The organism is Methylobacterium sp. GXF4 (assembly GCF_000272495.1).
Classification (GTDB): domain Bacteria; phylum Pseudomonadota; class Alphaproteobacteria; order Rhizobiales; family Beijerinckiaceae; genus Methylobacterium; species Methylobacterium brachiatum.
In genome coordinates this window covers 94,442-119,256 of record NZ_AKFK01000046.1, presented here as the reverse complement: position 1 = coordinate 119,256, position 24,815 = coordinate 94,442, and the positions used below count along the sequence as shown (strand labels likewise).

Annotated in this window: 25 protein-coding genes and 1 tRNA gene; 14 read left to right on the top strand and 12 right to left on the bottom strand. The window is 70.2% G+C overall.

Annotated features, from left to right (window positions below; translation table 11 throughout):
- Positions 1–138: 138 nt before the first annotated feature.
- Positions 139–849, bottom strand: a complete 711-nt coding sequence (locus WYO_RS05315) for a Crp/Fnr family transcriptional regulator (RefSeq protein ID WP_007559965.1) — start codon at positions 847–849, stop codon at positions 139–141.
- Positions 850–1,204: 355 nt separating this feature from the next.
- Between WYO_RS05315 and WYO_RS05310 the strand changes: the two genes are divergently transcribed.
- Positions 1,205–1,483, top strand: coding sequence for a hypothetical protein (locus WYO_RS05310; protein WP_007559963.1), 279 nt, complete (start codon positions 1,205–1,207; stop codon positions 1,481–1,483).
- 9 nt (positions 1,484–1,492) lie between these two features.
- Here WYO_RS05310 and WYO_RS05305 read toward each other — a convergent pair whose 3' ends face one another.
- The 4 genes from WYO_RS05305 to WYO_RS05290 form a co-directional block, all read right to left on the bottom strand.
- A complete protein-coding gene (locus WYO_RS05305; RefSeq protein WP_007559961.1) occupies positions 1,493–1,873 on the bottom strand; it encodes a hypothetical protein in 381 nt (126 codons plus the stop codon).
- A gap of 4 nt (positions 1,874–1,877) precedes the next feature.
- Positions 1,878–2,108 carry a hypothetical protein gene (locus WYO_RS05300; protein WP_007559959.1) on the bottom strand — a complete coding sequence of 77 codons (231 nt, stop codon included), beginning with the start codon at positions 2,106–2,108 and terminating at the stop codon, positions 1,878–1,880.
- 99 nt (positions 2,109–2,207) lie between these two features.
- Positions 2,208–3,797 (bottom strand): glucan biosynthesis protein, encoded by a 1,590-nt coding sequence (locus tag WYO_RS05295; protein WP_007559957.1) that lies wholly within the window; start codon positions 3,795–3,797, stop codon positions 2,208–2,210.
- Positions 3,798–3,891: 94 nt separating this feature from the next.
- Complete coding sequence (locus WYO_RS05290; protein ID WP_244424067.1) at positions 3,892–4,593, bottom strand: SCO family protein; 702 nt, start codon at positions 4,591–4,593, stop codon at positions 3,892–3,894.
- 219 nt (positions 4,594–4,812) lie between these two features.
- Between WYO_RS05290 and WYO_RS05285 the strand changes: the two genes are divergently transcribed.
- Positions 4,813–5,715, top strand: coding sequence for an MBL fold metallo-hydrolase (locus WYO_RS05285; protein ID WP_007559953.1), 903 nt, complete (start codon positions 4,813–4,815; stop codon positions 5,713–5,715).
- Between the two features lie 98 nt (positions 5,716–5,813).
- Here WYO_RS05285 and WYO_RS05280 read toward each other — a convergent pair.
- A tRNA-Pro gene (locus WYO_RS05280) sits at positions 5,814–5,890 on the bottom strand.
- A gap of 158 nt (positions 5,891–6,048) precedes the next feature.
- Between WYO_RS05280 and WYO_RS05275 the strand changes: the two genes are divergently transcribed.
- The 9 genes from WYO_RS05275 to WYO_RS05235 all read left to right on the top strand — a co-directional run bounded on the left by WYO_RS05275 (position 6,049) and on the right by WYO_RS05235 (position 16,396).
- Positions 6,049–7,329, top strand: coding sequence for a glycosyltransferase family 1 protein (locus WYO_RS05275; protein ID WP_007559951.1), 1,281 nt, complete (start codon positions 6,049–6,051; stop codon positions 7,327–7,329).
- Positions 7,330–7,436: 107 nt separating this feature from the next.
- On the top strand, positions 7,437–7,757 hold the full coding sequence (locus WYO_RS05270) for a rhodanese-like domain-containing protein (RefSeq protein WP_007559947.1): 321 nt from the start codon (positions 7,437–7,439) through the stop codon (positions 7,755–7,757).
- A gap of 146 nt (positions 7,758–7,903) precedes the next feature.
- Complete coding sequence (locus tag WYO_RS05265) at positions 7,904–9,061, top strand: efflux RND transporter periplasmic adaptor subunit (RefSeq protein ID WP_007559945.1); 1,158 nt, start codon at positions 7,904–7,906, stop codon at positions 9,059–9,061.
- Positions 9,062–9,168: 107 nt separating this feature from the next.
- The gene (locus tag WYO_RS05260; protein ID WP_007559943.1) at positions 9,169–12,366 is read left to right on the top strand and encodes a multidrug efflux RND transporter permease subunit; all 3,198 of its coding nucleotides are present in this window, start codon (positions 9,169–9,171) and stop codon (positions 12,364–12,366) included.
- 122 nt (positions 12,367–12,488) lie between these two features.
- Entirely contained in the window at positions 12,489–13,007 is a 519-nt protein-coding gene (locus WYO_RS05255; RefSeq protein WP_007559942.1) for a hypothetical protein, read from the top strand.
- Positions 13,008–13,092: 85 nt separating this feature from the next.
- On the top strand, positions 13,093–13,872 hold the full coding sequence (locus WYO_RS05250; protein WP_007559940.1) for a lysophospholipid acyltransferase family protein: 780 nt from the start codon (positions 13,093–13,095) through the stop codon (positions 13,870–13,872).
- A 150-nt stretch (positions 13,873–14,022) separates the two neighbouring features.
- Positions 14,023–14,469: a hypothetical protein gene (locus WYO_RS05245; protein WP_039902314.1), complete on the top strand. Its 447-nt coding sequence runs from the start codon at positions 14,023–14,025 to the stop codon at positions 14,467–14,469.
- A gap of 142 nt (positions 14,470–14,611) precedes the next feature.
- Positions 14,612–15,718: a DUF2125 domain-containing protein gene (locus WYO_RS05240; protein WP_007559936.1), complete on the top strand. Its 1,107-nt coding sequence runs from the start codon at positions 14,612–14,614 to the stop codon at positions 15,716–15,718.
- Between the two features lie 18 nt (positions 15,719–15,736).
- Positions 15,737–16,396 carry a phosphoribosylanthranilate isomerase gene (locus WYO_RS05235; RefSeq protein ID WP_007559934.1) on the top strand — a complete coding sequence of 220 codons (660 nt, stop codon included), beginning with the start codon at positions 15,737–15,739 and terminating at the stop codon, positions 16,394–16,396.
- A 10-nt stretch (positions 16,397–16,406) separates the two neighbouring features.
- Here the strand turns inward: WYO_RS05235 and WYO_RS05230 are convergent, their stop codons facing one another.
- From WYO_RS05230 to rpsA, 5 genes are all read right to left on the bottom strand, one after another.
- Positions 16,407–16,775 (bottom strand): LapA family protein, encoded by a 369-nt coding sequence (locus WYO_RS05230; RefSeq protein WP_007559932.1) that lies wholly within the window; start codon positions 16,773–16,775, stop codon positions 16,407–16,409.
- 19 nt (positions 16,776–16,794) lie between these two features.
- Positions 16,795–17,106, bottom strand: a complete 312-nt coding sequence (locus WYO_RS05225; protein WP_007559930.1) for an integration host factor subunit beta — start codon at positions 17,104–17,106, stop codon at positions 16,795–16,797.
- 62 nt (positions 17,107–17,168) lie between these two features.
- Positions 17,169–18,131 (bottom strand): signal peptide peptidase SppA, encoded by a 963-nt coding sequence (sppA, locus tag WYO_RS05220; RefSeq protein ID WP_007559928.1) that lies wholly within the window; start codon positions 18,129–18,131, stop codon positions 17,169–17,171.
- Positions 18,132–18,446: 315 nt separating this feature from the next.
- Positions 18,447–19,577 (bottom strand): NAD(P)/FAD-dependent oxidoreductase, encoded by a 1,131-nt coding sequence (locus tag WYO_RS05215; RefSeq protein WP_007559926.1) that lies wholly within the window; start codon positions 19,575–19,577, stop codon positions 18,447–18,449.
- Between the two features lie 366 nt (positions 19,578–19,943).
- Positions 19,944–21,656, bottom strand: a complete 1,713-nt coding sequence (gene rpsA / locus WYO_RS05210; RefSeq protein WP_007559924.1) for a 30S ribosomal protein S1 — start codon at positions 21,654–21,656, stop codon at positions 19,944–19,946.
- Positions 21,657–22,216: 560 nt separating this feature from the next.
- On the opposite strand from rpsA, the gene serA reads away from it, so the two are divergent.
- Both serA and WYO_RS05200 read left to right on the top strand, forming a co-directional pair.
- Positions 22,217–23,467 carry a phosphoglycerate dehydrogenase gene (gene serA / locus WYO_RS05205; RefSeq protein ID WP_039902311.1) on the top strand — a complete coding sequence of 417 codons (1,251 nt, stop codon included), beginning with the start codon at positions 22,217–22,219 and terminating at the stop codon, positions 23,465–23,467.
- A 136-nt stretch (positions 23,468–23,603) separates the two neighbouring features.
- Positions 23,604–24,080, top strand: coding sequence for a hypothetical protein (locus WYO_RS05200; protein WP_007559920.1), 477 nt, complete (start codon positions 23,604–23,606; stop codon positions 24,078–24,080).
- Positions 24,081–24,104: 24 nt separating this feature from the next.
- On the opposite strand, the gene WYO_RS05195 is transcribed toward WYO_RS05200, so the two are convergent.
- Positions 24,105–24,389: a hypothetical protein gene (locus WYO_RS05195; protein WP_007559918.1), complete on the bottom strand. Its 285-nt coding sequence runs from the start codon at positions 24,387–24,389 to the stop codon at positions 24,105–24,107.
- A 194-nt stretch (positions 24,390–24,583) separates the two neighbouring features.
- On the opposite strand from WYO_RS05195, the gene WYO_RS05190 reads away from it, so the two are divergent.
- Positions 24,584–24,799: a hypothetical protein gene (locus WYO_RS05190; protein ID WP_007559916.1), complete on the top strand. Its 216-nt coding sequence runs from the start codon at positions 24,584–24,586 to the stop codon at positions 24,797–24,799.
- The last annotated feature ends 16 nt before the right edge of the window (positions 24,800–24,815 follow it).

Genomic DNA, 24,815 nt, shown 5'->3' with positions numbered 1-24,815 from the left:
CCGTGATCGGCCTCACGCGTCGCTCCTTCGAAGCACAGCGCCGCCTATCGGCTTGGCCGAATGGGGATCGTGTGCCCGCCAGGGCAGCGGTCGCTCAGGCGCCGGGCCAAGCTCGACCGGGTCGCGACGGCCGGCGCATCAGCCCTGCGCGAGGAGCCGCTCGTACTCGGCCTCGGCCGGCCCGTAGGCGTCCCCGGCCAAGTCTTCCAGCTTGTCGCGATCGGTCACGATGATTCGCCCGCGGCGGGCCTTGATCATGCCCGAGCCCTCGAGAACGTGCGTCGCGGTCGTGACCCCCGGACGCCGGACGCCGAGCATCATGGCCAGGAACTCGTGCGTGAGGATCAGCTCGTCCTTCTGCAGCCGGTCGTGGGTCATCAGGATCCACCGGGCGAGCCGCGCCTCGATGGTGAGGTCCGTGTTGGCGTAGACGGTGTGGCCGACCTGGACGATCAGGCTCTGGACGTATCGCCCGAGCAGGCTGCGCAGCGGTGCGCTCTCGTCGAGTGCCGCCTGCAGGATCGTGGCCGGGAGCCGCAGAGCCACCAGGTCGGATTGGACGAGCGCGGTGTGCGGCGTCCGGTCGGCCCCCAGCACGAGCGGTGCGCCGCACATCCCCTCGTAGCCGATGACCCCGATCTCGATCCGGCCCTCGACCGTGTCGGCGACCAGCGACACGATGCCTTCCTCGATGAAATGCGCGTGGGTGATCGGCTGAAGCGGCAGGATCAGCAACTCGCGCAGCGGCACCGACACGGTTTCCAGCGCGGGCGCGAGACGGGCGAAATCCTCGGGTGGCATGAGACGGAGCAGACGATTGCGGACGCCATCCTGCTTCGGTCGATCCAAGGCTCCGCTCCAAAGTCGGTGCTAGAGCGCGGCCAGTCTCTCGGTTACCGGCGCTGAAGCTTGTCTGATCTCGAAGGACTCGAGGTAAACGGCCGCCGCCCGACCACAAGCGAAATTGAGCTTGTCCGGGGGCTATGTACGCTTTCAGACGATGATGCGCCGACGCGTCGAGTCTGTTTCAATTAACCCGCGGGAACAGACTCGGTTTCCCGGTTGAACGCTTTCCCGTCACCCGGACGATGGTCAAACGACTTCCGATCGCGCATGGCGACCGCGCGGCACGCCTTGACCCAGGTTAACGACAATAATGATCCGGGCGGGCTAATTGTAGGCTTGGTTCCGGGGGCGGTGTGCCGTGCGCTATTTCACCGACTTCATCACCGGAACGGCCCTGTCCCGCGACGAGGAGGGCCTCGAATTCTGCGGGCGGCGGGAAGCTTGCCGGTCCGCAGCGGAAGCGCTGGTGGAAGTCGCCAACGACACGCTTCGGGCGACGCAGACATCGGCCGTGGGGACCGATCTGGCCGACCTGCACTTGGAGGCGCAGGTCCGGAACGAGGCCGGCACGGTGGTTTTCCGGGCTCAGCTCACCCTCGCCTTGGACTGGCCGGACACGCGCGTCGGCCAAGGCTGATCGGGCGCATCACCAGCCGCAATTCGGGATCGGCGGCTGCGGCTTGGCCAGGGCCGCCTTCTCGATCGGCACGACCGGCCCCCAGGCGTATTTCTGTGCGTGCGGCGTCACGTTGGCGAACACGCAGCCGAGCTGGAAATGGCTGGCGCCCATCTCGCCCGAGAAGCCCATGCAATCCAGGAAGGTCCAGGTCTTCGGGACCGGGATCATCGAGCGCCAGCGGGGCATCGCCACCGGCGAGCAGACCTTGACCGCCCCGGTGCCGTCATCGGCGTTGAGGGCGCTGTCCGGCGTCTGCGCCCCGGCCGGTGCCGCCGCGAGGCCCACGAGGAGCAGGACGATCGGGATCGCGCGGTGCGCTGCGGAGCGAAGCGTCTCGGGTGCGTTCATCGGGTCAGTGCATCGTCCGCCACAGGGTCGCGAGGATCGCGAAGCCGATCACGTTGTACAGGATCGCCCAGATCCAGACGCCCATCACGGCCTTGCTCGGCTGGCGGGGCCGCTGGCGGCCGAGGCGCAGACGGTGCCGGTCCTCGGGCGTCGGCCAGATCGCGCTCCGCGGGGCCTTCAGCAGGCGGGTCAGGGCCTCGGGCAGGTTGAGGCCGGGCGGCGGTTCGCCGTTCATGACGGCCTCGGATGCGGCGGGACGGCGTGACGCCGCCCGGGATCACCCTTCTACAGAGGGCCGCGCCGGCCCGGCAATGCGGCGGAGCGGCCTGTCGGCCTACAGCACCGTGCCGGGCGCCTGCGGATAATACTGGTAGGCCCAGGTCTCCGAGAGCAGCCGGTCGCCGTTCTTGAGCTGCAGCCGCATCTCGACCGGCTCGGGTCCTTCGGCGAAAACCTTCAGGAATACCCGCCAGGGGCTCGGCTTGCCGTAGGGCGCCCAGGTGGCCCCGACCTCCTCGGCAGAGCCGCGCGATAGCGTCAGCGCCACCGTGGCCTGTTCCGGGTTGAGACCCGCCAGGGCCGCGCCCTCGAATTCCAGGACGAACTGGCGCACGAGGTTCGCCCGGCCCGCACGCCTGTCCGCCTCGGAGAGCCAGGAGGCCTTGGTCGCCCGGGTCGCGACGCAGCGGGCCAGATCGGTGGCGACCGGCTCGGTCACCGGCCAGTGCAGGCGGTAGGCGAAGCTGCGCTCCGACCCCGCGCCCGGCGGATCGGCCGGCACCCACATGGCGCCGATATTGTCGTCGGTTTCCTGGTGGGTCGGGATCTCGACGAGCTGAACGCTGCCGGCCCCCCAATTGCCCTGCGGCTCGACCCAGATATGCGGGCGGTTCTCCTCGAAGCCGTCGTCGATGTAGTTGTCGAAGGACCGGTCGCGCTGGAGCAGGCCGAACCCCTTCGGCGAGCGGTCCGCGAAGGCGCTGACGCTGAGCCGCGGCGGGTTGTTGAGCGGGCGCCAGATCAGCTCGCCGGCGCCGGTCCGCATCAGCAGCCCGTCGGAATCGTGCACCTCGGGCCGCCAGTCGCTGGCGAGGAACCGGCTCATCCCCTCGGAATACCAGAGCATGGAGGTCAGCGGCGCGACGCCGAACCGCTCGACCGGCTTGCGGATGTAGAGCGTGCAGGCGACGTCGATCACCACATGCGGCTTTTTCCGGGCGGTGAACCGGTAGGCGCCGGTGAGGCTTTGGCCTTCCAGCAGCGCCAGGATGGTGACCGCCCCGTCCGCGGCCGGGGAGACGTAGAAGCGGGTGAAGACCGGGAATTCCTCCGTCTTGCCCGGTCCCGGCGCCGTGTCGATGGCGATGCCCCGGGCCGAGGCGCCGTACTGCGCCCCGTCGCCGGCCGCACGGAAATAGGAGGCCCCGAGGAAGGCCAGCCAGTCGCCGTCGGCGCCGGGCTGGTCGGCCGGGACCTTCTGGAAGCGGACACCGGCAAAGCCGGCGCCGTCGGGCAGGTCCTTGCCGGGATTGCCGGGCGGGTAGGCGAAGAGGTCGCGCGAATACAGGACCTCGCGCGCCTGGCCGCCTTCGAGCGCATAGATCTTCACCGGATGCCGGAAGAAGTTGCCCAGGTGGAAGAACGTGACCGGGTACGGGCTTTCCGGGAACAGGGCGTGCCCCGGCGGGTAGCGGATCTCCTGGAGCGGCCCGTAGGTCAGCGCGTCCAACGTCGGCGAGGCCGGTGCCTCCGGGGGCGGCGCGTAGGGCCGGTCGCGCAGGCTGCGGGCCAGCGTCTTCAGCCGGTCGAAATCCATCGGCTCGGGTGCGGCCAGGCGCGGGCCGCCGGATGCGGCCAGGGCGGGGCGCGCGAGGGGCGAGAGGGCCAGCAGGCCCAAAGCTGTCAGGGCGCGTCGCGTGATCAAGCTCGAACCTCCGGGAATCGCCGGTCTGACGACCTGCCCCGCCCTCTAGTCACCCTGGAATGACCGCGCAATTTACCGCGGCGCCGGCTGAGGTTCAGCTTCGCGGGCCGCAGGCGTTGGTGGGGCCGTTGGTCTCCCACAGCGCGGCGCCGCCCCCGGGGGCGCATTGCCCCGGCAGCGCCAGGGTGATCAGCTTGGACAGGGTACGGTCCTCGTCCTCGCCGTAGCCGATCTCGCCGACCATCCGGCCGGTCTTGTCGAACAGCCCGACGGTGGCGGAATGCTCCATCGTGTAGTCGCCGCCCTGGACCGGCACGCGCTTGTAGGCGACGTGGTAGGCGTCGGCCATGCGGGCGACCTGCTCGGGCGTTCCGACGAAGCTGCGGATCCGCGGATCGAACGCGGCCAGGTAGTCCCGCAGGCTCTCGGGCGTATCGCGCTCCGGGTCGAGGGTGACGAACACGACGTTGAGCCGGTCGGCGTCGCGGCCCATCCGGCCGAGCGCCGCCGACAGGGTCGCGAGCGTCGTCGGGCAGACCTCGGGGCAATGGGTGAAGCCGAAGAACAGGGCGGTGGGCTTGCCGAGCAGGTCGGCCTGGCTGACCGGCTTGCCGTCGAGATCCGCCATGGCGAAGCTGCCGCCGACCCGGCGAGGGTGGCTGAACTGGGAACCCTGCTGCAGAACGATCGCCCCCGTGCCGGTGGCGACCAGGGTGACGAGGGTGGCGGACGCGATGAGGGCGAGCGGGCTCGGTGCCATGCTGGGACCTGCGGCGGTGGCGTCGATGGGGTCCATATGGGGTTGGAATCGCCGTGCGCGATCCCGCTGCGGCGAGCCGGCCCCGCGGCGCTCCGGGAACCCGCTTCTACGACCCCGGTTTGCGGTACACCAGCGGCCGAAGCATCCAACGCCAGAGCGGTCGAGTCCGCGGCGGGACAACATCGCGGCCGCAACGACCCGAGCAGATCTGCCGAGACCGGCCTGCTCGGGCAACCCGCATGGGAGCAGCCCCGCATGGCCCAGCAGATTCCCGTCGATCCGAAGTCCCGCGCCGACGATCCGGCCCGCGATGCCGAGCGGGACGATTCCACCCACGCGATCACCGGCGACGTCGCCTATCGGCGGCTCGTGCTGGTCAACACCGTGTTCGTCGGCGCCCCCGGAGCCGGCGACCGCGGCTGGGTCCTCGTCGATGCCGGCGTGATGGGCGCCAAGGGCGCGATCATGGCGGCAGCCGAAGCGCGGTTCGGCGCGGGCGCGCGGCCCGCCGCGATCGTGCTGACCCACGGCCATTTCGACCATGTCGGCGTGCTCGAGGATCTTGCCGAAGAGTGGGATGTCCCGGTCTTCGCGCACGCGCTGGAGCGGCCCTATCTCGACGGCAGCGCCTCCTACCCGGCCCCCGATCCGAGCGTCGGCGGCGGATTGCTTGGGCGCCTGTCGCCGCTCTTCCCGACGAAACCGGTCGACGTGTCCGGGCGCCTGCAGGATCTGCCGGGGGACGGATCGGTGCCGCCGATGCCGGGCTGGCGCTGGATTCACACGCCGGGCCATGCGCCGGGCCATGTCTCGTTCTGGCGCGAGGCCGACCGCACCCTGATCGTCGGCGACGCCTTCGTCACCACGGCGCAGGAATCGGCCTACGCGGTGGCGGTCCAGGAGCCCGAACTACACGGGCCGCCGATGTATCTGACGATCGATTGGGGCGCGGCGCGCCATTCGGTCCAGGCGCTCGCCGGCCTCGAACCCGAGTGCGTCATCACCGGCCACGGCCGCCCGCTCCAGGGCCCCGAAATGCGCAGGGCGCTCCACGCCTTGGCCGAGCGTTTCGATGAGGTCGCGGTGCCGGAGCACGGGCGCTACGTAGAAGCGCCGCTGAGCGCGGCCGATGGCTCAGCCTACGCGCCGCCGGATTGAACCCGCGCACGAATCCCTCGGCGAAGCCAGGGTACGATGGCGATCGAATGGGGGTTAGTCGATCGGGCCGGCGCCAACGCGCAGTCCCAAAAAAAATATGGTCGGAGTGGCCGGACTTGAACCGACGACCCCCTGTCCCCCAGACAGGTGCGCTACCGGGCTGCGCTACACTCCGACGCCACGTGGGCCCGGCGCTCTTAGCCGTCGCGCCCGGCCCGCGCAAGCCCTCCGCGACGGATCGGCGGTGCTGGCCCTCTCCGGCCCGGACGGGTACGGGGAGCGCCAGCCCCCCGACCATCGCGCCGAAACGCCCGCGCCACGCCAACGAGGACCATGACCGACCGACCGATCGCCTTCGATCTCACGCGCCTCGTCACGCGGTTGCGCCATGCCAGCCCGTCAGGGATCGACCGGGTCGATCTCGCCTATGCCCGCCACTTCCTCGGCCGGCCCGGGCCGGGCGTGGGCGTGGTCTCGACGGCGTATGGGCCGCGGGTGCTGGACCGCGCGCTTGCCCTCGCCATCGTCGAGGCGGTGGCGGCGGGCTGGGTCGAGGATCGGGACGCGCTCTCGGATCCGGTCTATCGCGGGCTTGCGGCGCGGCTCGGCGCCCCGGCGGCGGCCGCCCCATCGGCGCCGGCGCCACGGAATGGCGGATCGCAGCGCCGCCGGATCCAGGCCCGGACCGCAGCCGACATCGCCCTGCGCGGGCGCTCGCTCGCGGCCCTGCCCCGGGATGCCCTCTACCTGCACACCTCGCATCTGCGCCTCGACAATCCCGGACGGTTCGACTGGCTCTACGACCGGCGGGACGTGCGCGCGGCGTTCTTCGTCCACGACCTCATCCCGATCACGCATCCCGAATACGGGCGTGCCGGCGAGGCCGACCGCCACCGGATCCGGATGCGCACGGTCGGCCGGCATGCCGCCGCGATCCTGGTCAACTCGGCCGATACCGGCGTGCGCACCCTCGATCACCTGGCGGCCGAAGGGTTCGGCCGGCCGCCGGTGGCGGTGGGCCATCTCGGCGTCGAGACGGCTTTCGACCGCTCGGGGCCCCGGCTCCAGCCGGACCGCCCGACCTTCCTGGTCTGCGGCACGATCGAATCGCGCAAGAATCACCTGCTGCTGTTCCAGATCTGGCGGCGGCTGGCCGAGCGGCACGGGGCGGCGACGCCCCGCCTGGTCGTCGTGGGGCGCCGGGGCTGGGAGGCCGAGAGCGCCATCGACATGCTCGAGCGCTGCCCCGGCGTGCGCGCCCACACGATCGAGGTCACCGGCCTCTCGACCCACGGCCTCGCGGCGCTGACCCGCAGCTGCACGGCCCTACTGATGCCGTCGTTCACGGAGGGCTACGGCATCCCGATCGTCGAGGCGGCGGCCTCCGGCCTGCCCGTGGTGGCGTCGGACATCCCGGTCCACCGGGAGATCGCCGGCGGCGTCGCCCATTTCTGCGACCCGCTGGACGGACCTGGCTGGGAGCAGGCGATCGAAGCCCTCGCCCGACGGAACGCGCCGCTCCGCACCGAACTGGCCGGCCGCCTCGACGGCTACGTGCCGCCGAGCTGGAACGGGCATTTCGCGGCCATCGGTCCGACCCTCGCGGCGATCTGACGGGTCCGCGCGGAACGCCGTGAGTTGCGCCGGTCGGGCCTGACGAATAAGGGAAAGCGTCAGTCCATAGGGCCGGCCTTCGGCTGGGCGGAACGGAGAGCCTGTCGATGCAGGTGGTCGACCTCGATCGCGAGACGGTCAAGCGTGGGTTGAACGATGGCACGATGCTGATCATCGACGTGCGCGAGGACCACGAATACGAGGCCGGGCACATTCCCGGCGCCGTTTCCCATCCGCTCTCCACGTTCGATCCGCAGGCCGTCGCGGCCCTGATCGCCGCGGATGGCCGCCGCCCGGTCCTGTCCTGCGGGTCGGGAATCCGCTCGGTCCACGCGTTGATGGCCGCTCAGAAAGCGGGCCTCGACATCTCCGAGCACTACAAGGGCGGCTTCAAGGATTGGTACGCCGCGGGCGAAGCAATCGAGTAGCGGAGTAAAACAATCCGCCCTCACGGGGCCGTGATGTGCGCTCTCGCACAATAAGCACCGGGGCGCGCGGGTTACGGCGCGCCCACCAAGGATTTATCGTCAAGCTCGGTGCGACCGACGGGTCGGCCAACGGACAGCAGGACCCGATGCGCAGCCGGCTTTCCAGTCTCTTCCCCGTGCTCTCCGGTCTCGCTGCCGGCTTCCTGGTCGCGGGCCCCCTGGCACCGATCGCTCACGCCCAGGCACCCGGCGGCCCGCCGCCGAAGGTGACGGTGGCCAAGCCGGTGGTCCGCGAGATCGTCGAGCAGGACCAGTATACCGGTCGTTTCGAGGCGATCGAGAACGTCGAGGTCCGGGCCCGGGTCACCGGATACCTGGAGAAGATCAACTTCATCGACGGCCAGAACGTGAAGAAGGGCGACCTTCTGTTCGTGATCGACCGCCGTCCCTACAAGGCGGCGCTGGAGCAGGCCCAGGCCGCCCTCGCCTCGGCCAAGGCCCGGCAATCCTTCTCGCAGACCGACCTCGAGCGCGCCCAGACCCTGTCCCGGAGCGGCAACATCTCCGAGCAGGTCACGGACCAGCGCCGGCAGGCCTCGCTGACCGCCCAGGCCGACGTCGACAGCGCCCAGGCGGCGCTGAACAACGCGCAGCTGAATTACGATTTCAGCGAGGTGAAGGCCCCGGTGAACGGCCGGATCAGCCGGCGGCTCGTCACCGAGGGCAACATCGTCAGCGCCGACCAGACGATGCTGACCACGATCGTGTCGCTCGACCCGATCTGGTTCAGCTTCACCGTCGATGAGAAGTCGTTCCTGAAATACCAGAACAGCCTCGGCATCGGCATGGGCCAGACCCAGCAGGGTAAGGGCGTGCCGATCATGATCTCGTTGTCCGGCGAGGCGAAGCCGACCCGCAAGGGCACTCTCGACTTCGTCGACAACCGCGTCGACAACGCTACCGGCACGATCCTGCTGCGGGCCACGGTCCCGAACGCCGATCAGTTCATCAAGCCCGGCCTGTTCGGCATCGTCGCGATGCCGGCCACCAAGCCGTTCCAGGGCGTGCTGATCCCCGACGAGGCGGTCGCCGCCAACCAGGACAAGCGCGTCGTCTACGTGGTCGGGCCCGACAACGTCATCCAGCAGAAGGACGTGGTGCTCGGTCCGAAGGTGGACGGCTACCGGGTGATCCGCAGCGGCCTGAAGGGCGACGAGACCCTGGTGGTCAACGGCGTCGCCCGCATCCGTCCGGGGGCCAAGGTCACCCCGGAGACGATCGAGCTGCCCCCGAGCAAGACGTGAGCCTGACCGGCTCGACACGATGGCATTCGCGCACGCCGTGCCGCGTGCGCCGCTTCGACGACGCAGGGCCCCGACCGGGTGACCGGCGGGCCTCAGAGGTTTGACCGATGCGTTTCGCCCATTTCTTCGTCGACAGGCCGATCTTCGCGTCGGTCACGTCGATCATCTTCCTGATCCTCGGCTTCGTCGCCTACGAGAGCCTGCCGGTCTCGCAATATCCCGAGATCGTGCCGCCGACCGTAACCGTGCGCGCCTCCTATCCGGGCGCCAATGCCGAGACCGTGGCCGCCACGATCGCGACGCCGATCGAGCAGGAGGTCAACGGCGTCGACAACATGCTCTACATGACGTCGTTGTCGACCAACGACGGCAACATGCTGCTGACCGTGACCTTCAAGGTCGGCACCAACCTCGATATCGCCAACGTGCTGGTGCAGAACCGGCTCTCGGTCGCCCAGCCGCGCCTGCCGCCGGACGTGCGCAACCTCGGCGTGACCGTGCGCAAGGCCTCGCCCGACCTCATGCTGGTCGTGCACCTGCTCTCGCCGAACAAGACCTACGACCAGAACTACCTGGCCAACTACATCTACCTGAACATCCGCGACGAGCTGCTGCGCCTCGACGGCGTCGGCGACATCACGGTGTTCGGCGGTAACGAATATGCCGAGCGGATCTGGGTCGATCCGAACAAGCTCGCCGCCTACGGCCTCTCGGTCACCGACGTCACCACCGCCCTGCAGGAGCAGAACGTCCAGGTGGCCGCCGGCCAGCTCAACGGGCCGCCCGCGGCCAAGGGCGAGGCGTTCCAGCTGGTTGTCCAGTCGCAGGCCCGCTTCAAGACGCCGGAACAGTTCGCCGAGGTGATCATCAAGGCGCAGGACGGGCGCCTCGTCCGGGTCAAGGACATTGCCCGCGTCGAGATGGGCCAGAAGGACTACACGACCAACTCCTACCTCAACGACACGCCGGCGGTGGGCATCGGCGCGTTCCAGCGGCCCGGCACCAACGCCCTCGAGGCGGCGACCTCGGTCAAGCAGGTGATGGAGGTCGTCAAGAAGAACTTCCCGCCGGACGTCGAGTACCGCATCGCCTACAACCCGACCGAGTTCATCGAGGAATCGATCCAGGAGGTCTACAAGACCCTGTTCGAGGCGGTCGGCCTCGTGGTCATCGTGGTGCTGGTGTTCCTGCAGAGCTGGCGCACCGCCCTGATCCCGGTGATCGCGATTCCCGTGTCGCTGATCGGCACCTTCGCGGCGATGGCGGCCTTCGGGTTCTCGCTCAACAACCTGACCCTGTTCGGGCTGGTGCTCGCCATCGGCATCGTGGTCGACGACGCGATCGTGGTGGTGGAGAACGTCGAGCGCAACATGGCCGAGGGGCTCTCCCCGGGCGACGCTGCGCACAAGACCATGGACGAGGTCGGCGGCGCGGTCATCGCCATCGCCCTCGTGCTCGCGGCCGTGTTCGTGCCGACCGCGTTCATCCCGGGCATCTCGGGACAGTTCTACAAGCAGTTCGCGCTCACGATCGCGGCCTCCACCCTGATCTCCGCGTTCAACTCGCTGACCCTGTCGCCGGCCCTGTGTAAGCTGCTGCTCGTGCCGCACCACGCGCGCAAGGAGCCGAAGTTCTTCCTGACCCGGTTCGTGAACTGGCTTGCCAACGGCTTCAACCGCGCCTTCGACGCCACGTCGAACTTCTACGGGCGGACGATCCGCGTCCTGACCGGCGGGTTCGTCGGACTGGGCGCGATGCTGCTGGTCTACGCGGCGGTGATCGCCGGCACCCTGCACCTGGCCCAGACGACGCCCACGGGCTTCATCCCGGACCAGGACCAGGGCTACCTGATCGGCGTCGTGCAGCTCCCCTCGGGCTCCTCGCTCGACCGGACCACCGAGGTGATGCTGCGCGCCGCCAAGCAGGCGCGTACAGTGCACGGCATCGCCAACGCCGTCATCATCGCGGGCTTCGACGGCGCAACCTTCACGAACACCACCAATGCCGGCGTGATGTTCCTGACGCTCACCGGGGCCAAGGAGCGGGCCGGCGAAGGGCGCAGCGCCGCGGTGCTCACCGGCGAGGTGCTCAAGGCGACCTCCGACATCCAGGAAGCCCGGGTGATCGTGATCCCGCCGCCGCCTGTCCGCGGTCTCGGCAACGGCGGCGGCTTCAAGCTGCAGATCGAGAGCCGCCAATCCTCGGAGATCGGCCCGCTCATGGCCGCCGCCGGCGAGGTGATCGCCCAGGCGAACCAGAGCGCCGACGTGCAGCGCGTGTTCACGACCTTCGACAACGCGACGCCGCAGCTCTTCCTCGACATCGACCGCACCATCGCGCGGATGCTGAACGTGCCGCTCGCCAACGTGTTCTCGTCGGTCCAGGCGGATCTCGGCGGCACCTACGTGAACGACTTCAACACGTTGGGCCGCATCTACCAGGTGCGCCTGCAGGGCGACGCCGCGTTCCGGTCGTCGATCCAGGACATCTCGCAGATCAAGGTGCGCTCCTCCACGGGCGCGCTGGTGCCGATGGGCACGCTGGCCTCGGTGCGCGACGTGACCGGGCCGCAGATCGTGCAGCGGTTCAACCTGTACTACTCGGTGCCGGTCCAGGGCGTGGCCAAGCCGGGCGTCTCGACCGGTCAGGCGCTCACCGCCATGGAGGAGATCGCCAAGAAGGCGCTCCCCGAGGGCTACTCCTACGACTGGACCGAGATCGCCTACCAGCAGAAGGCCGCGAGCGGCACCGCCGGCGCCGTCTTCGCCCTCGGCGTGCTCCTGGTCTTCCTCGTTCTGGCCGCCCAGTACGAATCGTGGGCCCTGCCGATGGCGATCCTGCTGGTGGTGCCCACCGGCGTGCTCGCGGCTCTGGCCGGGGTGCAGTTCCGGGGGCAGGACAACAACATCCTGACCCAGATCGGTCTGATCGTGCTGATCGGCTTGGCTGCCAAGAACGCGATCCTGATCGTCGAGTTCGCGCACGACATCGAGCAGCGCGAGCACCGGGGCCCGGTGGAGGCGGCGGTGGAAGCCTGCCGGCTGCGCCTGCGCCCGATCCTGATGACCGCCTTCGCGTTCATCCTCGGCACCCTGCCGCTGGTGATCGCCACCGGCCCCGGCGCCGAGATGCGCCAGGCGCTGGGCACCGCGGTGTTCTTCGGGATGATCGGCGCGACGTTCTTCGGCCTGTTCCTCACCCCGGTCTTCTACGTGGTGATCCGCCACTTCTCGCTCTGGCTCGGCCGCCTGCGCGGCAAGCCGTCCCACGGCGACCATGGCGGGGCGGCCCCCGCCCACGGCTGAGGCGGGACGTCGTCCCGCCGGCAGCTTGACGATCGCAGGATCTCAGAGCCGCGCCCGACCCTGACCGGTCGGGCGCGGCTTCGTTTTGCGAAGGCGTGGGGTCTTCGGTGTAGAAGCCTGTCATGCACGTCCTCGGCCGCCTGCTCCTCGGAGCCTTCGCCCTCCTGCTCGCCGTCCCGGCCGGCGCCGCGATCCTGGTTCTGGCGCTGCTCGTCGACCCGACGGCCAATGCCTGGCTCACGGGCGGCGCGCTCGCCGGCGTGGACATGGCGCTGTCCGACCTCTCCGCCGGTCTCCCGCCGGAAGGGTTGCTCCTTCTGGTCGCCGGCCTCGCGCAGGCGTTGTTCGTCCTGCTGTTCGTGCCCCCCGCCCTGGTCGGTTTCGCCGGCGAGATCTTCGCGCGCCGCGGTTACCTCTGGTACGGCGCCGGGGGCGGCCTGCTGACCGCCGCCCTGCCCTGGCTGGCGCGGGGCGCGGTGCGTCCGCAGACGACCGGCACCGCGCCGGGCCTTCTCGCCGCGGAAGCGCGCCTGACGCTGATCCTGTTCGTCGTCGGCGCCAGTGCCGGCCTGATCTACTGGATGGTCGCGGGGCGCAGCGCCGGCTTCTCGCGTGCGGAGCCGCATGCCGGTGGCGCATGAGCGGTTCGGTCCGGTGTCGGACCGTCCGCGCTTGGCCGCGGGCGCCTCTGCGCGCTAGAGGAGGACCGCCACGAAGCGGATTCCGATGCTCGCCCTGCGCTCCCTCGCCTTCAACGTCTGCTTCTACGCCATGACGACGCTGCTGGCGTTCGGCGGCCTGCCCACGCTGGTCTCCCGCCGCGCGGTGTTGCGGCTGGCCCGGCTCTGGGGCCGCCTGACCCTGTGGCTGCTGCGCGTGGTCGCCGGCATGCAGGTCGAGTTCCGCGGCCTCGAGAACATTCCGAACGGCCCGCTGCTGGTGGCGGCCAAGCATCAATCGGCCCTGGAGACCCTGGCGCTCTGCACCGTGTTCCCGGAATTCGCCTACATCCTGAAGCGCGAGCTGCTGCTGATCCCGCTGATCGGCTGGTACCTGTCCCGCAGCGGCATGGTGGCGATCGACCGGTCCAAGGGCGCCCGGGCGATGAGCCTGATGAACGCGGCCGCGGCCGACGCCATCCGGGAGGGGCGCCAGCTCATCATCTTCCCGGAGGGGACGCGCCGGGCCGTGGGGGCGCCGCCCGCCTACAAGCAGGGCCTGTCGCATCTCTACATGGCCCTCAAGGTGCCCTGCCTGCCGGTGGGCCTGAACACCGGGCAGTTCTGGGCGCGCAACAGCCTCATCCGCCGGCCCGGGAAGGCCGTGATCCAGTTCCTGGAGCCGATCCCCCCGGGCATGGGCCGCCAGGAATTCCAGGCGCTGGCCCAGGAGCGGCTCGAGCTGGCATCCAACGCCCTGCTGGAGGGCGGCCCGAAGGGGTTTGCCGCCGAGGCCGATTCGGCTCCGGCCGCCGAAGCCCCGGCCGGAGCCGCGCAGCGCCGCTGATCGTTCCGGACGGCCGCGGGCCGAATTTCGTCAGCCACGCCATGACGATGGCCCCTGCGGACGCTTGTGGATAACGCGGGCGATCACCACATTCCTTCTCAGGAACGTTGTGCTTGACGCCTGTGGATATCGCGCGGTAGGTTGGAACAAATGGCGAACAGAAGAGCCCTGTCCTGGTCGGCCGCGCTTCGCGACCTGAAGGACGATCGCACGCGGAGACAGGATGTGCGTGAAGAACGCCTCAAGACCACCGCTGGCCTGCGCGGCACGCCGGCCCTCCCGCTCTCGGCCTGGCGCGGGCGCTCGGGCCGGCGCTACGTGGTTGGGGTTCATCCGGCCGGCGCCTTCGATCTCGACGAGATGGCGGAAGCCGTGGTGATCGCCGTGCGGCGCGACGATACCGGCATCGCCGAGATGGTCTCGGTGGCGACCTCGAACGAGAGCCCGCGCGACCATCTCCGGCGGACCTGGCTCGACCGGGTGCGCACGCGGGGCGCCACGGAGCTGCACGTGCATCGCCTGGCCGATGACGAGGCCGAGCGGACGGCGATCGTCAACGACCTGCAGCTCGACACGATCGAGCCGGCGCAAGTCTGAGCCGAAAAACCGGTTCCGTCGGGCGGATCGGTCCGCCCGCCGGTCGACCGATCCCGGCGCCGCCCCAGTTTTGCCCCGTGCATGGCCTCAAGGCGGGGCCGGCAGCCCCGTGATCCGGGGCGGATGACGGGGAGCGGGATGCATGGTTCAGGATCGGACGCAGCCGGGTCTTGATGCGCGGGCCTCACGGGCGCAGACGGCGCGACGGTTCCGGCTCGGTCTGTTCCTGCCCTATATCCTGCTCGCGCTGATCGCGGTTGCTTGGTCGGCCGGCTGGTTCTGGGTCCGGGGCCGGGCGGCGACGGAGATCGATGGCTGGATCGCCCGGGAGGCGGCAGCCGGGCGTAGCTGGACCTGCGCCGACCGGTCGCTCACCGGCTATCCGTTCCGGATCGAGCTGCGCTGCAGCGCCGTCACCCTGGAGCGGTCCGATGGTCGGTTCCGCCTCGGCCCGTCCACCGCGGTGGCGCAGGTCTACCAGCCGCGCCTGGTTCTGTTCGAGAGCGCCGGGCCGTTCCACGTCGAGCAGGGCGCGCTGACCGGCGACGCCGCCTGGAGCAAGCTCCAGGGCAGCGTCCACGGCGCGTCGGACGGGTTCACCCGCGCCTCCCTGGTGGTGGACGGCCCGAACGTCACCGTCACCGGCGCCGATCCGGGGCCGATCGCGGTCACCGGCCAGCATCTGGAGCTGCACGCGCGGCCGACTCCCGGCCGTTACGAATCCGAGGGCGCCGTCGATGTCAGCCTGCGCCTGGCCCAGGCCGTCGTGCCGCAGCTCGACGCGCTCACCGGCAATCCGGCGCCCGGCGACCTGTCCCTGGACGCGACGCTCACCCAGGCCACGGTCCTGCGGACCGGGCCGGTGCCGCGGGAGCTGGAGCGCTGGCGGCAGGCCGGCGGAACCCTCGACCTGACCGGGTTGTCCCTGGCCAAGGGTGCCCAGCGCATCCAGGCGAAGGGCGCGCTCGCCCTGGACGATGCCCACCGTCCCGTCGGGCAGCTCGACCTGCGGGCAGCCGGAATGGATGCCCTGATCGGCAGCGTGGTCGGCCAGCGCTTCGGCTCGGACAAGGGCGCTCTGGTCGGCCAGCTCGTCGGCGGCCTGCTGGGCCTGGGCCGGCAACCCGAGCCGGAGGCGTCGGCGGATGCGGCCTCGCTCAAGCCCCTGCCGCCGCTGAAGCTCGTTAACGGGCGCCTGGTGTTCAGTGGGTTCCCGATCCCGAACGTCTACCTGCCGGTCCTGTACTAGATCGGCTATACCGCCGCCATGTCCGCCCCGCTCCCACCGGCCCGCGTCAAGATCTGCGGGCTCAGCACGCCCGAGACCGTCGAAGCCGCTCTGGCGGCCGGCGCGGATTGGATCGGGCTCGTCCACTTCCCGCGAAGTCCGCGCCACGTAGCCTTCGACCAGGCGTCGCACTTGTCGGCGCAGGCCCGGGGGCGCGCCGAACGCGTGGTCCTCCTGGTCGATCCGGACGACGCGGTGGTGCGGGCGGCGATCGAGGCGGTCGATCCCGACCTGATTCAGCTCCACGGGCGCGAAAGCCCGGAGCGGGTCGCGGCGATCCGCGCGCTCGCCGGCCGGCCTGTGATGAAGGCGATCGGTGTGGCCGCCCGGGCCGACCTCACGGCAATCCCGGCCTATGCCGGGGTGGCGGACCGGATCCTGCTGGATGCCAAGCCGCCGGCCGGGGCCGCGCTCCCCGGCGGCAACGGCCACCGGTTCGACTGGACGATCCTGGACGGTGCCGACCTGCCGGCGGGCACGATGCTGTCCGGGGGGCTCGATGCCGGCAATGTCGGCGAGGCTCTATCCCGGACCGGGCTCGGAGCCGTGGATGTGTCCTCGGGCGTCGAAACGGCACCCGGCGTCAAGGATCCGGAGAGGATCGCGGCTTTCGTGGCCGCGGTCCGGGCGGCACGCTGACAGGCGCGGCTCAGCGCGGCGCGGGCAGCGCGGTCCGGTTGGCGTTGGGGACCGTGTAGGGGCCCTGCGTCTCGCTCTCCGGGGCGTAGGCACGCAGCCGGTTCGCCTCGCGCTCGTAGCGGGTCGCCTCGCGGCGGTGGTAGCGCACATTCGCCCGGGTCTTGCCCTGGCCGAGCCAGGTGAAGACGCCGCCGACCACGATGCCCAGGGCCACCGCGCCGAACAGGATCGCGTAGAGGGGCAGGTTCACGCTGAACACCGGGGCGTCGGCGTTGAACGGGTCGAAGGAGAGCGGCACCGGCGCCCGGTTGGCGACCGCCAGCAGGATCACCAGGGCGGCGATCGGGAGCAGCACCAGGCTCTTCAGGAAACGGATCATCGCGCTCACAGACCTCTTCCTACTCGGCAGCCGACGCGCTCTCGCCGATGCCCGCGGCGTTGAGGCGCTGACGCATCTCCTTCCCGGTCTTGAACACGGGAATCGCCTTCTCGGACACGGCAACGGCCGCGCCGGTGCGCGGGTTGCGTCCCTTCCGCGCTTCTCGGCGCTTGACCGAGAAGGCGCCGAAGCCGCGCAGCTCGACCCGGTCGCCCCGGGCCAGCGCATCCGAGATGGTGTCGAGGATCGCGTTGACCAGGATCTCGACGTCGCGCTGGTAGAGATGCGGGTTCTGCTCGGCGATCTTGAGGACGAGCTCCGACTTGATCATGGCGTCTGGTCTTCTCGGGGAATCGGGGCGGGCTTCCGGGCTGCCGTCTCGGTCGGGGGCGCTCAGGGCTCCGGGCGCCACAGGACGAGGAGGCCGCCGCCGGCCGTCTCCGCCTGGGTGCCGACGGCCCGCAGGCGCCCGGCGAGCCCGTCAAAGCCCAGCAGGTCCGCGCCGATGCCGGCGGCCGACCACAGGGAGAAGTCGCTCTCCTTGCTCGGCTTCCAGTCCTTGATCGGCAGGTCCTTCGGGACGCCCCGGTCCTTCTCGAGCCAGGCCACCGCCTGGCGCTCGCCGCCCAACTCGTCCACCAGCTTCAGGGGCACGCTCTGGCGGCCGCTGAACACCCGCCCGTCCGACACGACGGCGAGCTGGCCGGGATCCATGCCCCGGCGCTCGGCGACGAGGCCCTTGAACCACGCGTAGGTGTCGCCCACCACGGCGGCCAGGGCGGCGCGCGCCTCCGGGGTGGTCGGGGTGAAGCCCGACGGCTCCGCCTTGAGCGGCGAGGATTTGACCGACTCGACCTTGACCCCGACCTTGTCGAGCAGGCCCGACAGGTCAGGATACTGGAACAGCACGCCGATCGAGCCGACCAGGCTGGTCTCCCGGGCGACGATATGGTCGGCCGCGATGGCGGTGATGTAGGCGCCCGAGGCCGCGGTGCCGTCCACGAAGGCGACCAGCGGCTTCTTGGCAGCGAGCGCGCGCAGGTTGCGGAAGATCTCCTCCGACCCGGTGGTGGTGCCGCCCGGCGAGTTGATCGAGACGATCACGCCCTTCACGGCGTCCGACTCGCCGACCCGCTTCATCAGCTTGGCGGTCGATTCGCTGCCGGCGATGAAGCCCGAGACCGAGATGCGGGCGATCTGCGGGCGCACCGCGAAGGCGCCGTCGGGGCCGGTCCGGACCCGGTAGCCCAGGGCGCCCACCGCGACGATCAGGCCGCCGATCCCGAGCACCCGCCACAGGGACAATCTGCGGCGCAGGCGCCGGCGGTCGATCAGCAGTTCGGCGTCGGCTGCCATGCGTACGCTTCCCCTCGCCTCCCCGGATCGACCCCGAGCTGGGGTGCGGGGGCGAGGCCCCGCGCCGGGCAAGTCCTTGGTTTCCTTTGCGTCGCGCGGCCGGAGCCGCACGACGCCGGTGTTCTAGAGCATTTTCCGCGGGCCTGGATATGGGCCGCGCGAAGAAAATGCGGTGCCCCCGGGCAGACCCTCAAGACGGGCTGTCCGCGGGCAGCCCGCGGGGTATCGATCCGGTCCCATTCGGAGGCACAGGTCACTCGATGGATCTCTTGCCTGGCGCGCATGCGCCGCGTGCGAGCGACCCGTCAGGGACGCTTACGACCTCCCGCCCTTGAACAGGGCGGCGACGCTGTGGGGCGCCCCATCCCCGAAGAACCGCGCCAGGTTCTCCGTAGCGGCGATGGCGAATTCGACGCTGCGGGGAAACAGATCGCCCTCATACCGGCCGAGTGCGGCCTCCACGCTGTCGGGCGCGGCGATGAGCGCCCGGGCGAGGTCCGCGCCGTCGTGCAGGGCGAGGTTCGCCCCCGCGCCCGAGAACGGCGACATGAGATGCGCGGCGTCGCCGAGAAGCGTGACGCCGGGGACGCGCGCCCAGCGATGGTCGGTCGGCAGCGCGTGGATGAGCCGCAGGATCGGGGCCGTGTCGCTATGCCCGACCAGGGCGGCGAGGTGCGGCGCCCATCCTGCGAAGTGCCCGGCGATGCGGGCGAGACTCTCGGGGGCATCCGGGACGCCCATGGTCGCGAACCATTCCGCCGGCTGCCGCAAGGCCGCGTAGATGTGCAGCGTCCCGTCGGCATAGCGGTGGGCGAGAATGCCCCGTCCCGGCGCGAGCGCCATCAGCGTGCCGCTGCCGATCGCGTCGGCGCTGTCCCTGTATCGCGCGGCCCCGGCGAGCAGGGACGTCTCGACGAACGCGATCCCGCTATAGGCCGGTCGTGCCTCCGACAGGCGGGGGCGCACCGTGGACCAGGCGCCGTCGGCGCCCACGAGCAGGTCGGACGTAACGGTCGCACCATCCGCGAAGGTGACGGTGTGCCGTCCACGCGCGCCGGGCGCGACGGAAACGACCTTGTGTCCCCATCGGATCGTTCCGGGCGGCAGCGCGGCAATCAGCATCCGCCGAAGGTCGCCGCGACCGATCTCGGGACGATGACCCAGAGGGCTGCCGGGCTTGTCGAGCAGGACGGCGCCGTCCTTGTCGACGATGCGCTTCGCATCCTCTTGGGGGCGGACGCGGGCGAGGAAACTTTCGAACAGCCCGGCGGCCTTCAGCGCGGCCTGGCCGGTATGCTCGTGGAGGTCGAGCAGGCCGCCCTGGGCCCGCGCCTCGGCGGACGGTTCGGCTTCGTAGATCGTGGCCGCGATGCCGTGGAGATGGAGGATACGGGCCAGCACGAGGCCGCCGAGGCCCGCGCCGATAATGGCAATCGCCTGTCGCATGGGTGCGCTCCTGCGACCGCAGGTTCACAGCGCCGGGGGCGTTGCTGGCTGCGGCGCCCGACAATGTCGGGCTGCTCTTCCGGAGACGCTGGCCGAGCGAGATGACTTCCGCGTTCGGCCTGTGCGCGACGGCCCGGAACCGGGCCGCCGTTTTTCGCGACACTCGGCAGAGTACCGCGCCGTCCCGGGTCGGACAAGCGGCCTCGGTCCGACCGAGGCCGACCCCCGCCCGCACCGGCCCGGTGATGCGGCCCGCTTCGACACGGCACAAAAAGAAAAGCCCGCGCGGGACGGGTGTCCCGCGCGGGCCTTGGAACTGATCCGTGGCCGCCACCCGGACAGGCCGGGCGGCGATACCATCTGGGCTCACTCGTCGTCGGTGCGGGCCTTCTTGAAGGCCGCGCCGAGGATGTCGCCGAGCGAGGCGCCGGAATCGGCGGAGCCGAACTGAGCCATCGCCTCCTTCTCCTCGGCCACTTCCAGGGCCTTGATCGAAACCTGGACGCGGTGGGCCTTGCGGTCGAACTGCACGACCCGGGCATCGAACTTCTCGCCGGCGGCGAAACGCTCGGGGCGCTGGTCGCCGCGGTCGCGGGCGAGTTCGGCGCGACGGACGAAGGTGGTCATGTCGGTGTCGACGATCTTCACCTCGACGCCCGAATCCTTCACCTCGACGACTTCGCAGGTGACGATCTGACCCTTCTTGATCTCGCCGGCCTCGGCGAAGGGGTCACCGCCGAGCTGCTTCACGCCCAGCGAGATCCGCTCCTTCTCGACGTCGACGTCGAGAACCTGGGCGCGGACCATGTCGCCCTTCTTGAACTCCTCGATGACCTGCTCGCCCGGACGGTTCCAGTCGAGATCCGACAGGTGAACCATGCCGTCGACATCGCCCTCGAGGCCGATGAACAGGCCGAACTCGGTCTTGTTCTTGACCTCGCCCTCGACCTCGGAACCGACCGGGTGCTTCTCGGAGAAGGCCTCCCAGGGGTTCTGCAGGGTCTGCTTGAGGCCCAGCGAGATGCGGCGCTTGACCGGATCGACTTCCAGGATCTGAACCTCGACCTCCTGGGAGGTGGAGACGATCTTGCCCGGATGGACGTTCTTCTTGGTCCAGCTCATCTCGGAGACGTGGATCAGGCCCTCGATCCCCGGCTCCAGCTCCACGAAGGCGCCGTAATCGGTGATGTTGGTCACGCGGCCCTTGAGCTTGGCGCCCTCCGGGTAACGGGCGGCGATGCCCTCCCACGGATCGGCCAGCAGCTGCTTGATGCCGAGCGAGATGCGGTGCGTCTCGTGGTTGATCTTGATGATCTTGACCTTGACCGTCTGGCCGATGGTCACGACCTCGGACGGATGGTTCACGCGGCGCCACGCCATATCGGTGACGTGCAGCAGGCCGTCGATGCCACCGAGATCGACGAAGGCGCCGTACTCGGTGATGTTCTTGACGACGCCGTCGATGACCTGACCCTCTTCGAGGTTGGCCACCAGCTCCGAGCGCTGCTCGGCGCGGCTCTCCTCGAGCACGGTCCGGCGCGACACGACGATGTTGCCGCGGCGGCGATCCATCTTGAGGATCTGGAACGGCTGCGGGGTGCCGAGCAGCGGGGTGACGTCGCGGACCGGGCGGATGTCGACCTGCGAGCGCGGCAGGAACGCCACGGCGCCGTCGAGGTCGACGGTGTAGCCGCCCTTGACCTGGTTGAAGATCGTGCCGGTGACGCGGTCGTTATTCTCGAACGACTTCTCGAGCTTGACCCAGCTCTCCTCGCGGCGCGCCTTGTCGCGCGAGATGACGGCTTCGCCGAGCGCGTTCTCGATCCGGTCGACGTAGACCTCGACCTCGTCGCCGACCTTCAGCTCGCCTTCCCGGCCGGGGCCGGTGAATTCCTTGAGTGCGACACGGCCTTCCGTCTTGGCGCCGATGTCGATGACGGCCACGTCCTTCTCGATCGCGACGACGCGACCCTTGACGACGGACCCTTCGGTGATCTCGTGTTCGAGGAAGCTCTCCTCGAGGAGGGCGGCGAAATCATCGCGGCTCGGGCCACGCCCCAGAGCGGTACCTGCGGACATTCTCTCTCCTGAACGGCCCCCGGCGGGGGCCCGTTGCGTCGGCGGCTCGCGTTGCACGCACCCCCGGTTCGCCGCGGCCGCTCCCGTAAACCTTCGGGGAGAGGCGGCCGGTCCCGCGGGATCCGGCTTGCCGACGCGTCGATACGGATGACGAGGGCGATCCAGCCGGCGACTCGGCGGCGCACAGAATCTTGAGCGCGCGCGAAGCGGAATCCGGGAGGACGCGCGCTCCATACCGCATCGGCTTAACGACTTCAACCGAGCGGGTTTCTCGGCTTCAGGGGCGTGCCGCGGCGGCCGTGACAACGGAGCCGCCGGCGCGCGAAGGCCGCTCGGGCCGCCCGCGCCCGGCCCTCCCGCGCGGCCTCGAACGGCGGCCGGGCGTGCAGCCCTGCCGTGATCGGCGCCATGTTGCGTCGCACAGGGCAGGCTCGTATCGCTGGCCCCGAGACAGACCCGCGGGACGGCCCGGCATAGCCGCGCGCGACCGTCCCGCCGCCGGACGAACGATGCCCATGACTTCCGAGCCCATGCCTTCCGTGCCCATGACTTCAGAGCCCATGACCCTCGACAAGCTCTCCCTGCCCAAGGACAAGATCCGGGTTCTGCTGCTCGAAGGCATCAACGACAGCGCCGTCGCGCTGATGCAGGCCGCCGGCTACACGAACCTGACCCGGCTGCCGAAGGCCCTCGACCGCGAGGCGCTGCACGAGGCGCTGCAGGGCGTGCACATGCTCGGCATCCGCTCGCGCACCCAGCTCGACGCGGCGGCCTTCGAGGCGGCGGACCGGCTCCTGGCGGTGGGCTGCTTCTCGGTCGGCACCAACCAGGTCGAGCTCGAGGCGGCGCGCCATCGCGGCATCCCGGTGTTCAACGCCCCGTTCTCCAACACCCGCTCGGTGGCGGAGCTGACCATCGGCGAGATCGTGATGCTGCTGCGCCGGATCGTGCCGCGCTCGGTCGGCGCCCATGCCGGCCGCTGGGACAAGTCGGCGACGGGCTCCCTGGAGGTCCGCGGCAAGACCCTCGGCATCGTCGGCTACGGCAATATCGGCACGCAGCTCTCGACGCTGGCCGAGGCGATGGGCATGCGCGTGCTGTTCTACGACCACACCGACAAGCTGCGCCACGGCAACACCGAGCCGACCAAGACCCTGCACGACCTGCTGGCCCAGTGCGACGTGATCTCGCTGCACGTGCCCGAGACCGACGCCACCGCCAACATGATCGGCGAGGCCGAGATCCGCGCCATGAAGCCCGGCGCGTTCCTGATCAACAACGCCCGCGGCACGGTGGTCGACCTCGACGCGCTGGCGGCGGCCCTGCGTGACGGCCACCTCAAGGGCGCGGCCGTGGATGTCTTCCCGGTGGAGCCGGGCTCCAACGCGGAAGCCTTCGTGAGCCCGCTCCAGGGCATCGAGAACGTGATCCTCACGCCCCATATCGGCGGCTCGACGGAAGAGGCCCAGGAGCGCATCGGCGCCGAGGTCGCCCGCAAGCTGGTCGATTATTCCGATATCGGCTCGACGGTGGGCGCCGTGAACTTCCCGCAGGTCCAGCTGCCGGCCCGGCCGACGGGCACGCGCTTCATCCACGTCCAGCGCAACCTGCCGGGCATGCTCGGGCGCCTGAACGACGTGTTCTCCCGCGGCCACGTCAACATCGCCGCGCAGTACTACCAGACCGACGGCGAGGTCGGCTACGTGGTGCTGGAGACCGACGCGACCGACGCCGATGCCGAGGCGCTGCTGGCCGAGATCCGCGCGATCCCGGGCACGATCCGGGCGCGCCTGCTCTACGAGCGCCGCTGAACCGGCGCGATTTCGCCGCCGCCGCATCGAACGCGGGCCCTGTTGCCGCGTTCGCCTTGCGCGGCGGGCTCGGGCGCTGTTCAAGTCGTGCCCGGCCGCGTTGCTGATGGATCGGCCGGCCGGCGGAGGATGTGCGGTGACGAAGCGTATTGGATGCGGATTGGCCGGCCTCGTGCTCGGTCTGGCCGGGACGATCTCGGTCGTCTCCGATGCGTCCGCCGATTGCCTGCGCCGGATCTACAACCGCTCGACCTACGTGCTGGTCGCCCGCCAGGATGGCGGCCCGCCCGTCACCCTTCTGCCGGGCCGGTCCCTGCCGGTGCGGCTGTCGCGGCCCGGGCAGATCGACATCTCGGCCTATTGCGGCCGCCCGGAATTCGGGGCCGCCCCGGTCACCCAAGCGAGCTTCGATTACGAGGCCGTGCTGGACCGCTGCTTCGTCCGGTTCGGGAGCGACGAATTCTTCGCCTCGCAGATCGGCCGCGGCTTCTTCGGCACGCAGGAAACGGCGCCGTTCACGGTCAACAACCCGCGCCAGGGCGATATCGTCCTCGGCCCGTCCGCCCTCCCCGCCTGCCCGGTGCCGGGTGCGGTGCTTAGCCGGCGCGGCTGAGGGTCAGCGCCCCGTCGCGACGCGCTAGAGATAGTGCCGGAAGACGACCCGCCGGTCCTCGGCGGCGCCGGGCGGCGGCGCCGCGATCGGCGTCAGGAAGGGGCTGGCGAGCCTCAGCGCGATCAGGCTGATGGCCGTGAGCACCGGGGCGACGTATCGAAACGGGCGAGCGAGCATGGGCGCCTCCGTCGCGACCTTGCCGATCCAGGCGGTGACCTGAGTGCAGCCCTGACGCGTCACCGGAGCATCGCATCGCGAGGCGCGATCGGAGGTGCCGAAGCGCACATGCGTCACGTTGAGCCGGCTCATCAGGCGCGGGGCGTCGCAATCCGCACGCGCCGGCCGGCCCGATCATCCGCGGTGACGCTGCTCCGATTGCGACCGCGGCCTCGCTGGCGCCTGCCGCGTCACGCTCCTATGGTGACCCTGTGCGGGAGTTTCGCTGCGCGTGCCGCGACGGAGCTTGCCTTCGCCGAACCAACAGCGTGAACGAGGACGCGCGTATGCTGACCCAGACTGGCAACACGATCCTGCGGGGGGATCTCGGCGTCGAGGAGACCATCGAGTCCGACAACATCGTCCGGTGGGACGGCGAGCGGCTCTACGTCGAGCAGGACGTGTTCCACAACGGCCAGCTCGTCCACCGCAAGTACCGGCGCACCGTGTCCGAGCCCGTGGCCCACGCGCTCTGGGCGATCATCAACCGCGCCAAGCAGTGATGCGCCGCCGGTAAAG

Coding starts and splice junctions, on each gene's coding strand:
- rpsA (WP_007559924.1), bottom strand. CDS start 21,656: ATGTCCGCAGGTACCGCTCTGGGGCGTGGCCCGAGCCGCGATGATTTC.
- WYO_RS05225 (WP_007559930.1), bottom strand. CDS start 17,106: ATGATCAAGTCGGAGCTCGTCCTCAAGATCGCCGAGCAGAACCCGCAT.
- WYO_RS05250 (WP_007559940.1), top strand. CDS start 13,093: ATGCTCGCCCTGCGCTCCCTCGCCTTCAACGTCTGCTTCTACGCCATG.
- WYO_RS05240 (WP_007559936.1), top strand. CDS start 14,612: ATGGTTCAGGATCGGACGCAGCCGGGTCTTGATGCGCGGGCCTCACGG.
- serA (WP_039902311.1), top strand. CDS start 22,217: ATGACCCTCGACAAGCTCTCCCTGCCCAAGGACAAGATCCGGGTTCTG.
- WYO_RS05300 (WP_007559959.1), bottom strand. CDS start 2,108: ATGAACGGCGAACCGCCGCCCGGCCTCAACCTGCCCGAGGCCCTGACC.
- WYO_RS05265 (WP_007559945.1), top strand. CDS start 7,904: ATGCGCAGCCGGCTTTCCAGTCTCTTCCCCGTGCTCTCCGGTCTCGCT.
- WYO_RS05195 (WP_007559918.1), bottom strand. CDS start 24,389: ATGAGCCGGCTCAACGTGACGCATGTGCGCTTCGGCACCTCCGATCGC.
- WYO_RS05305 (WP_007559961.1), bottom strand. CDS start 1,873: ATGAACGCACCCGAGACGCTTCGCTCCGCAGCGCACCGCGCGATCCCG.
- WYO_RS05255 (WP_007559942.1), top strand. CDS start 12,489: ATGCACGTCCTCGGCCGCCTGCTCCTCGGAGCCTTCGCCCTCCTGCTC.
- WYO_RS05285 (WP_007559953.1), top strand. CDS start 4,813: ATGGCCCAGCAGATTCCCGTCGATCCGAAGTCCCGCGCCGACGATCCG.
- WYO_RS05290 (WP_244424067.1), bottom strand. CDS start 4,593: ATGGACCCCATCGACGCCACCGCCGCAGGTCCCAGCATGGCACCGAGC.
- WYO_RS05260 (WP_007559943.1), top strand. CDS start 9,169: ATGCGTTTCGCCCATTTCTTCGTCGACAGGCCGATCTTCGCGTCGGTC.
- WYO_RS05275 (WP_007559951.1), top strand. CDS start 6,049: ATGACCGACCGACCGATCGCCTTCGATCTCACGCGCCTCGTCACGCGG.
- WYO_RS05270 (WP_007559947.1), top strand. CDS start 7,437: ATGCAGGTGGTCGACCTCGATCGCGAGACGGTCAAGCGTGGGTTGAAC.
- WYO_RS05235 (WP_007559934.1), top strand. CDS start 15,737: ATGTCCGCCCCGCTCCCACCGGCCCGCGTCAAGATCTGCGGGCTCAGC.
- WYO_RS05245 (WP_039902314.1), top strand. CDS start 14,023: ATGGCGAACAGAAGAGCCCTGTCCTGGTCGGCCGCGCTTCGCGACCTG.
- WYO_RS05190 (WP_007559916.1), top strand. CDS start 24,584: ATGCTGACCCAGACTGGCAACACGATCCTGCGGGGGGATCTCGGCGTC.
- WYO_RS05230 (WP_007559932.1), bottom strand. CDS start 16,775: ATGATCCGTTTCCTGAAGAGCCTGGTGCTGCTCCCGATCGCCGCCCTG.
- WYO_RS05215 (WP_007559926.1), bottom strand. CDS start 19,577: ATGCGACAGGCGATTGCCATTATCGGCGCGGGCCTCGGCGGCCTCGTG.
- sppA (WP_007559928.1), bottom strand. CDS start 18,131: ATGGCAGCCGACGCCGAACTGCTGATCGACCGCCGGCGCCTGCGCCGC.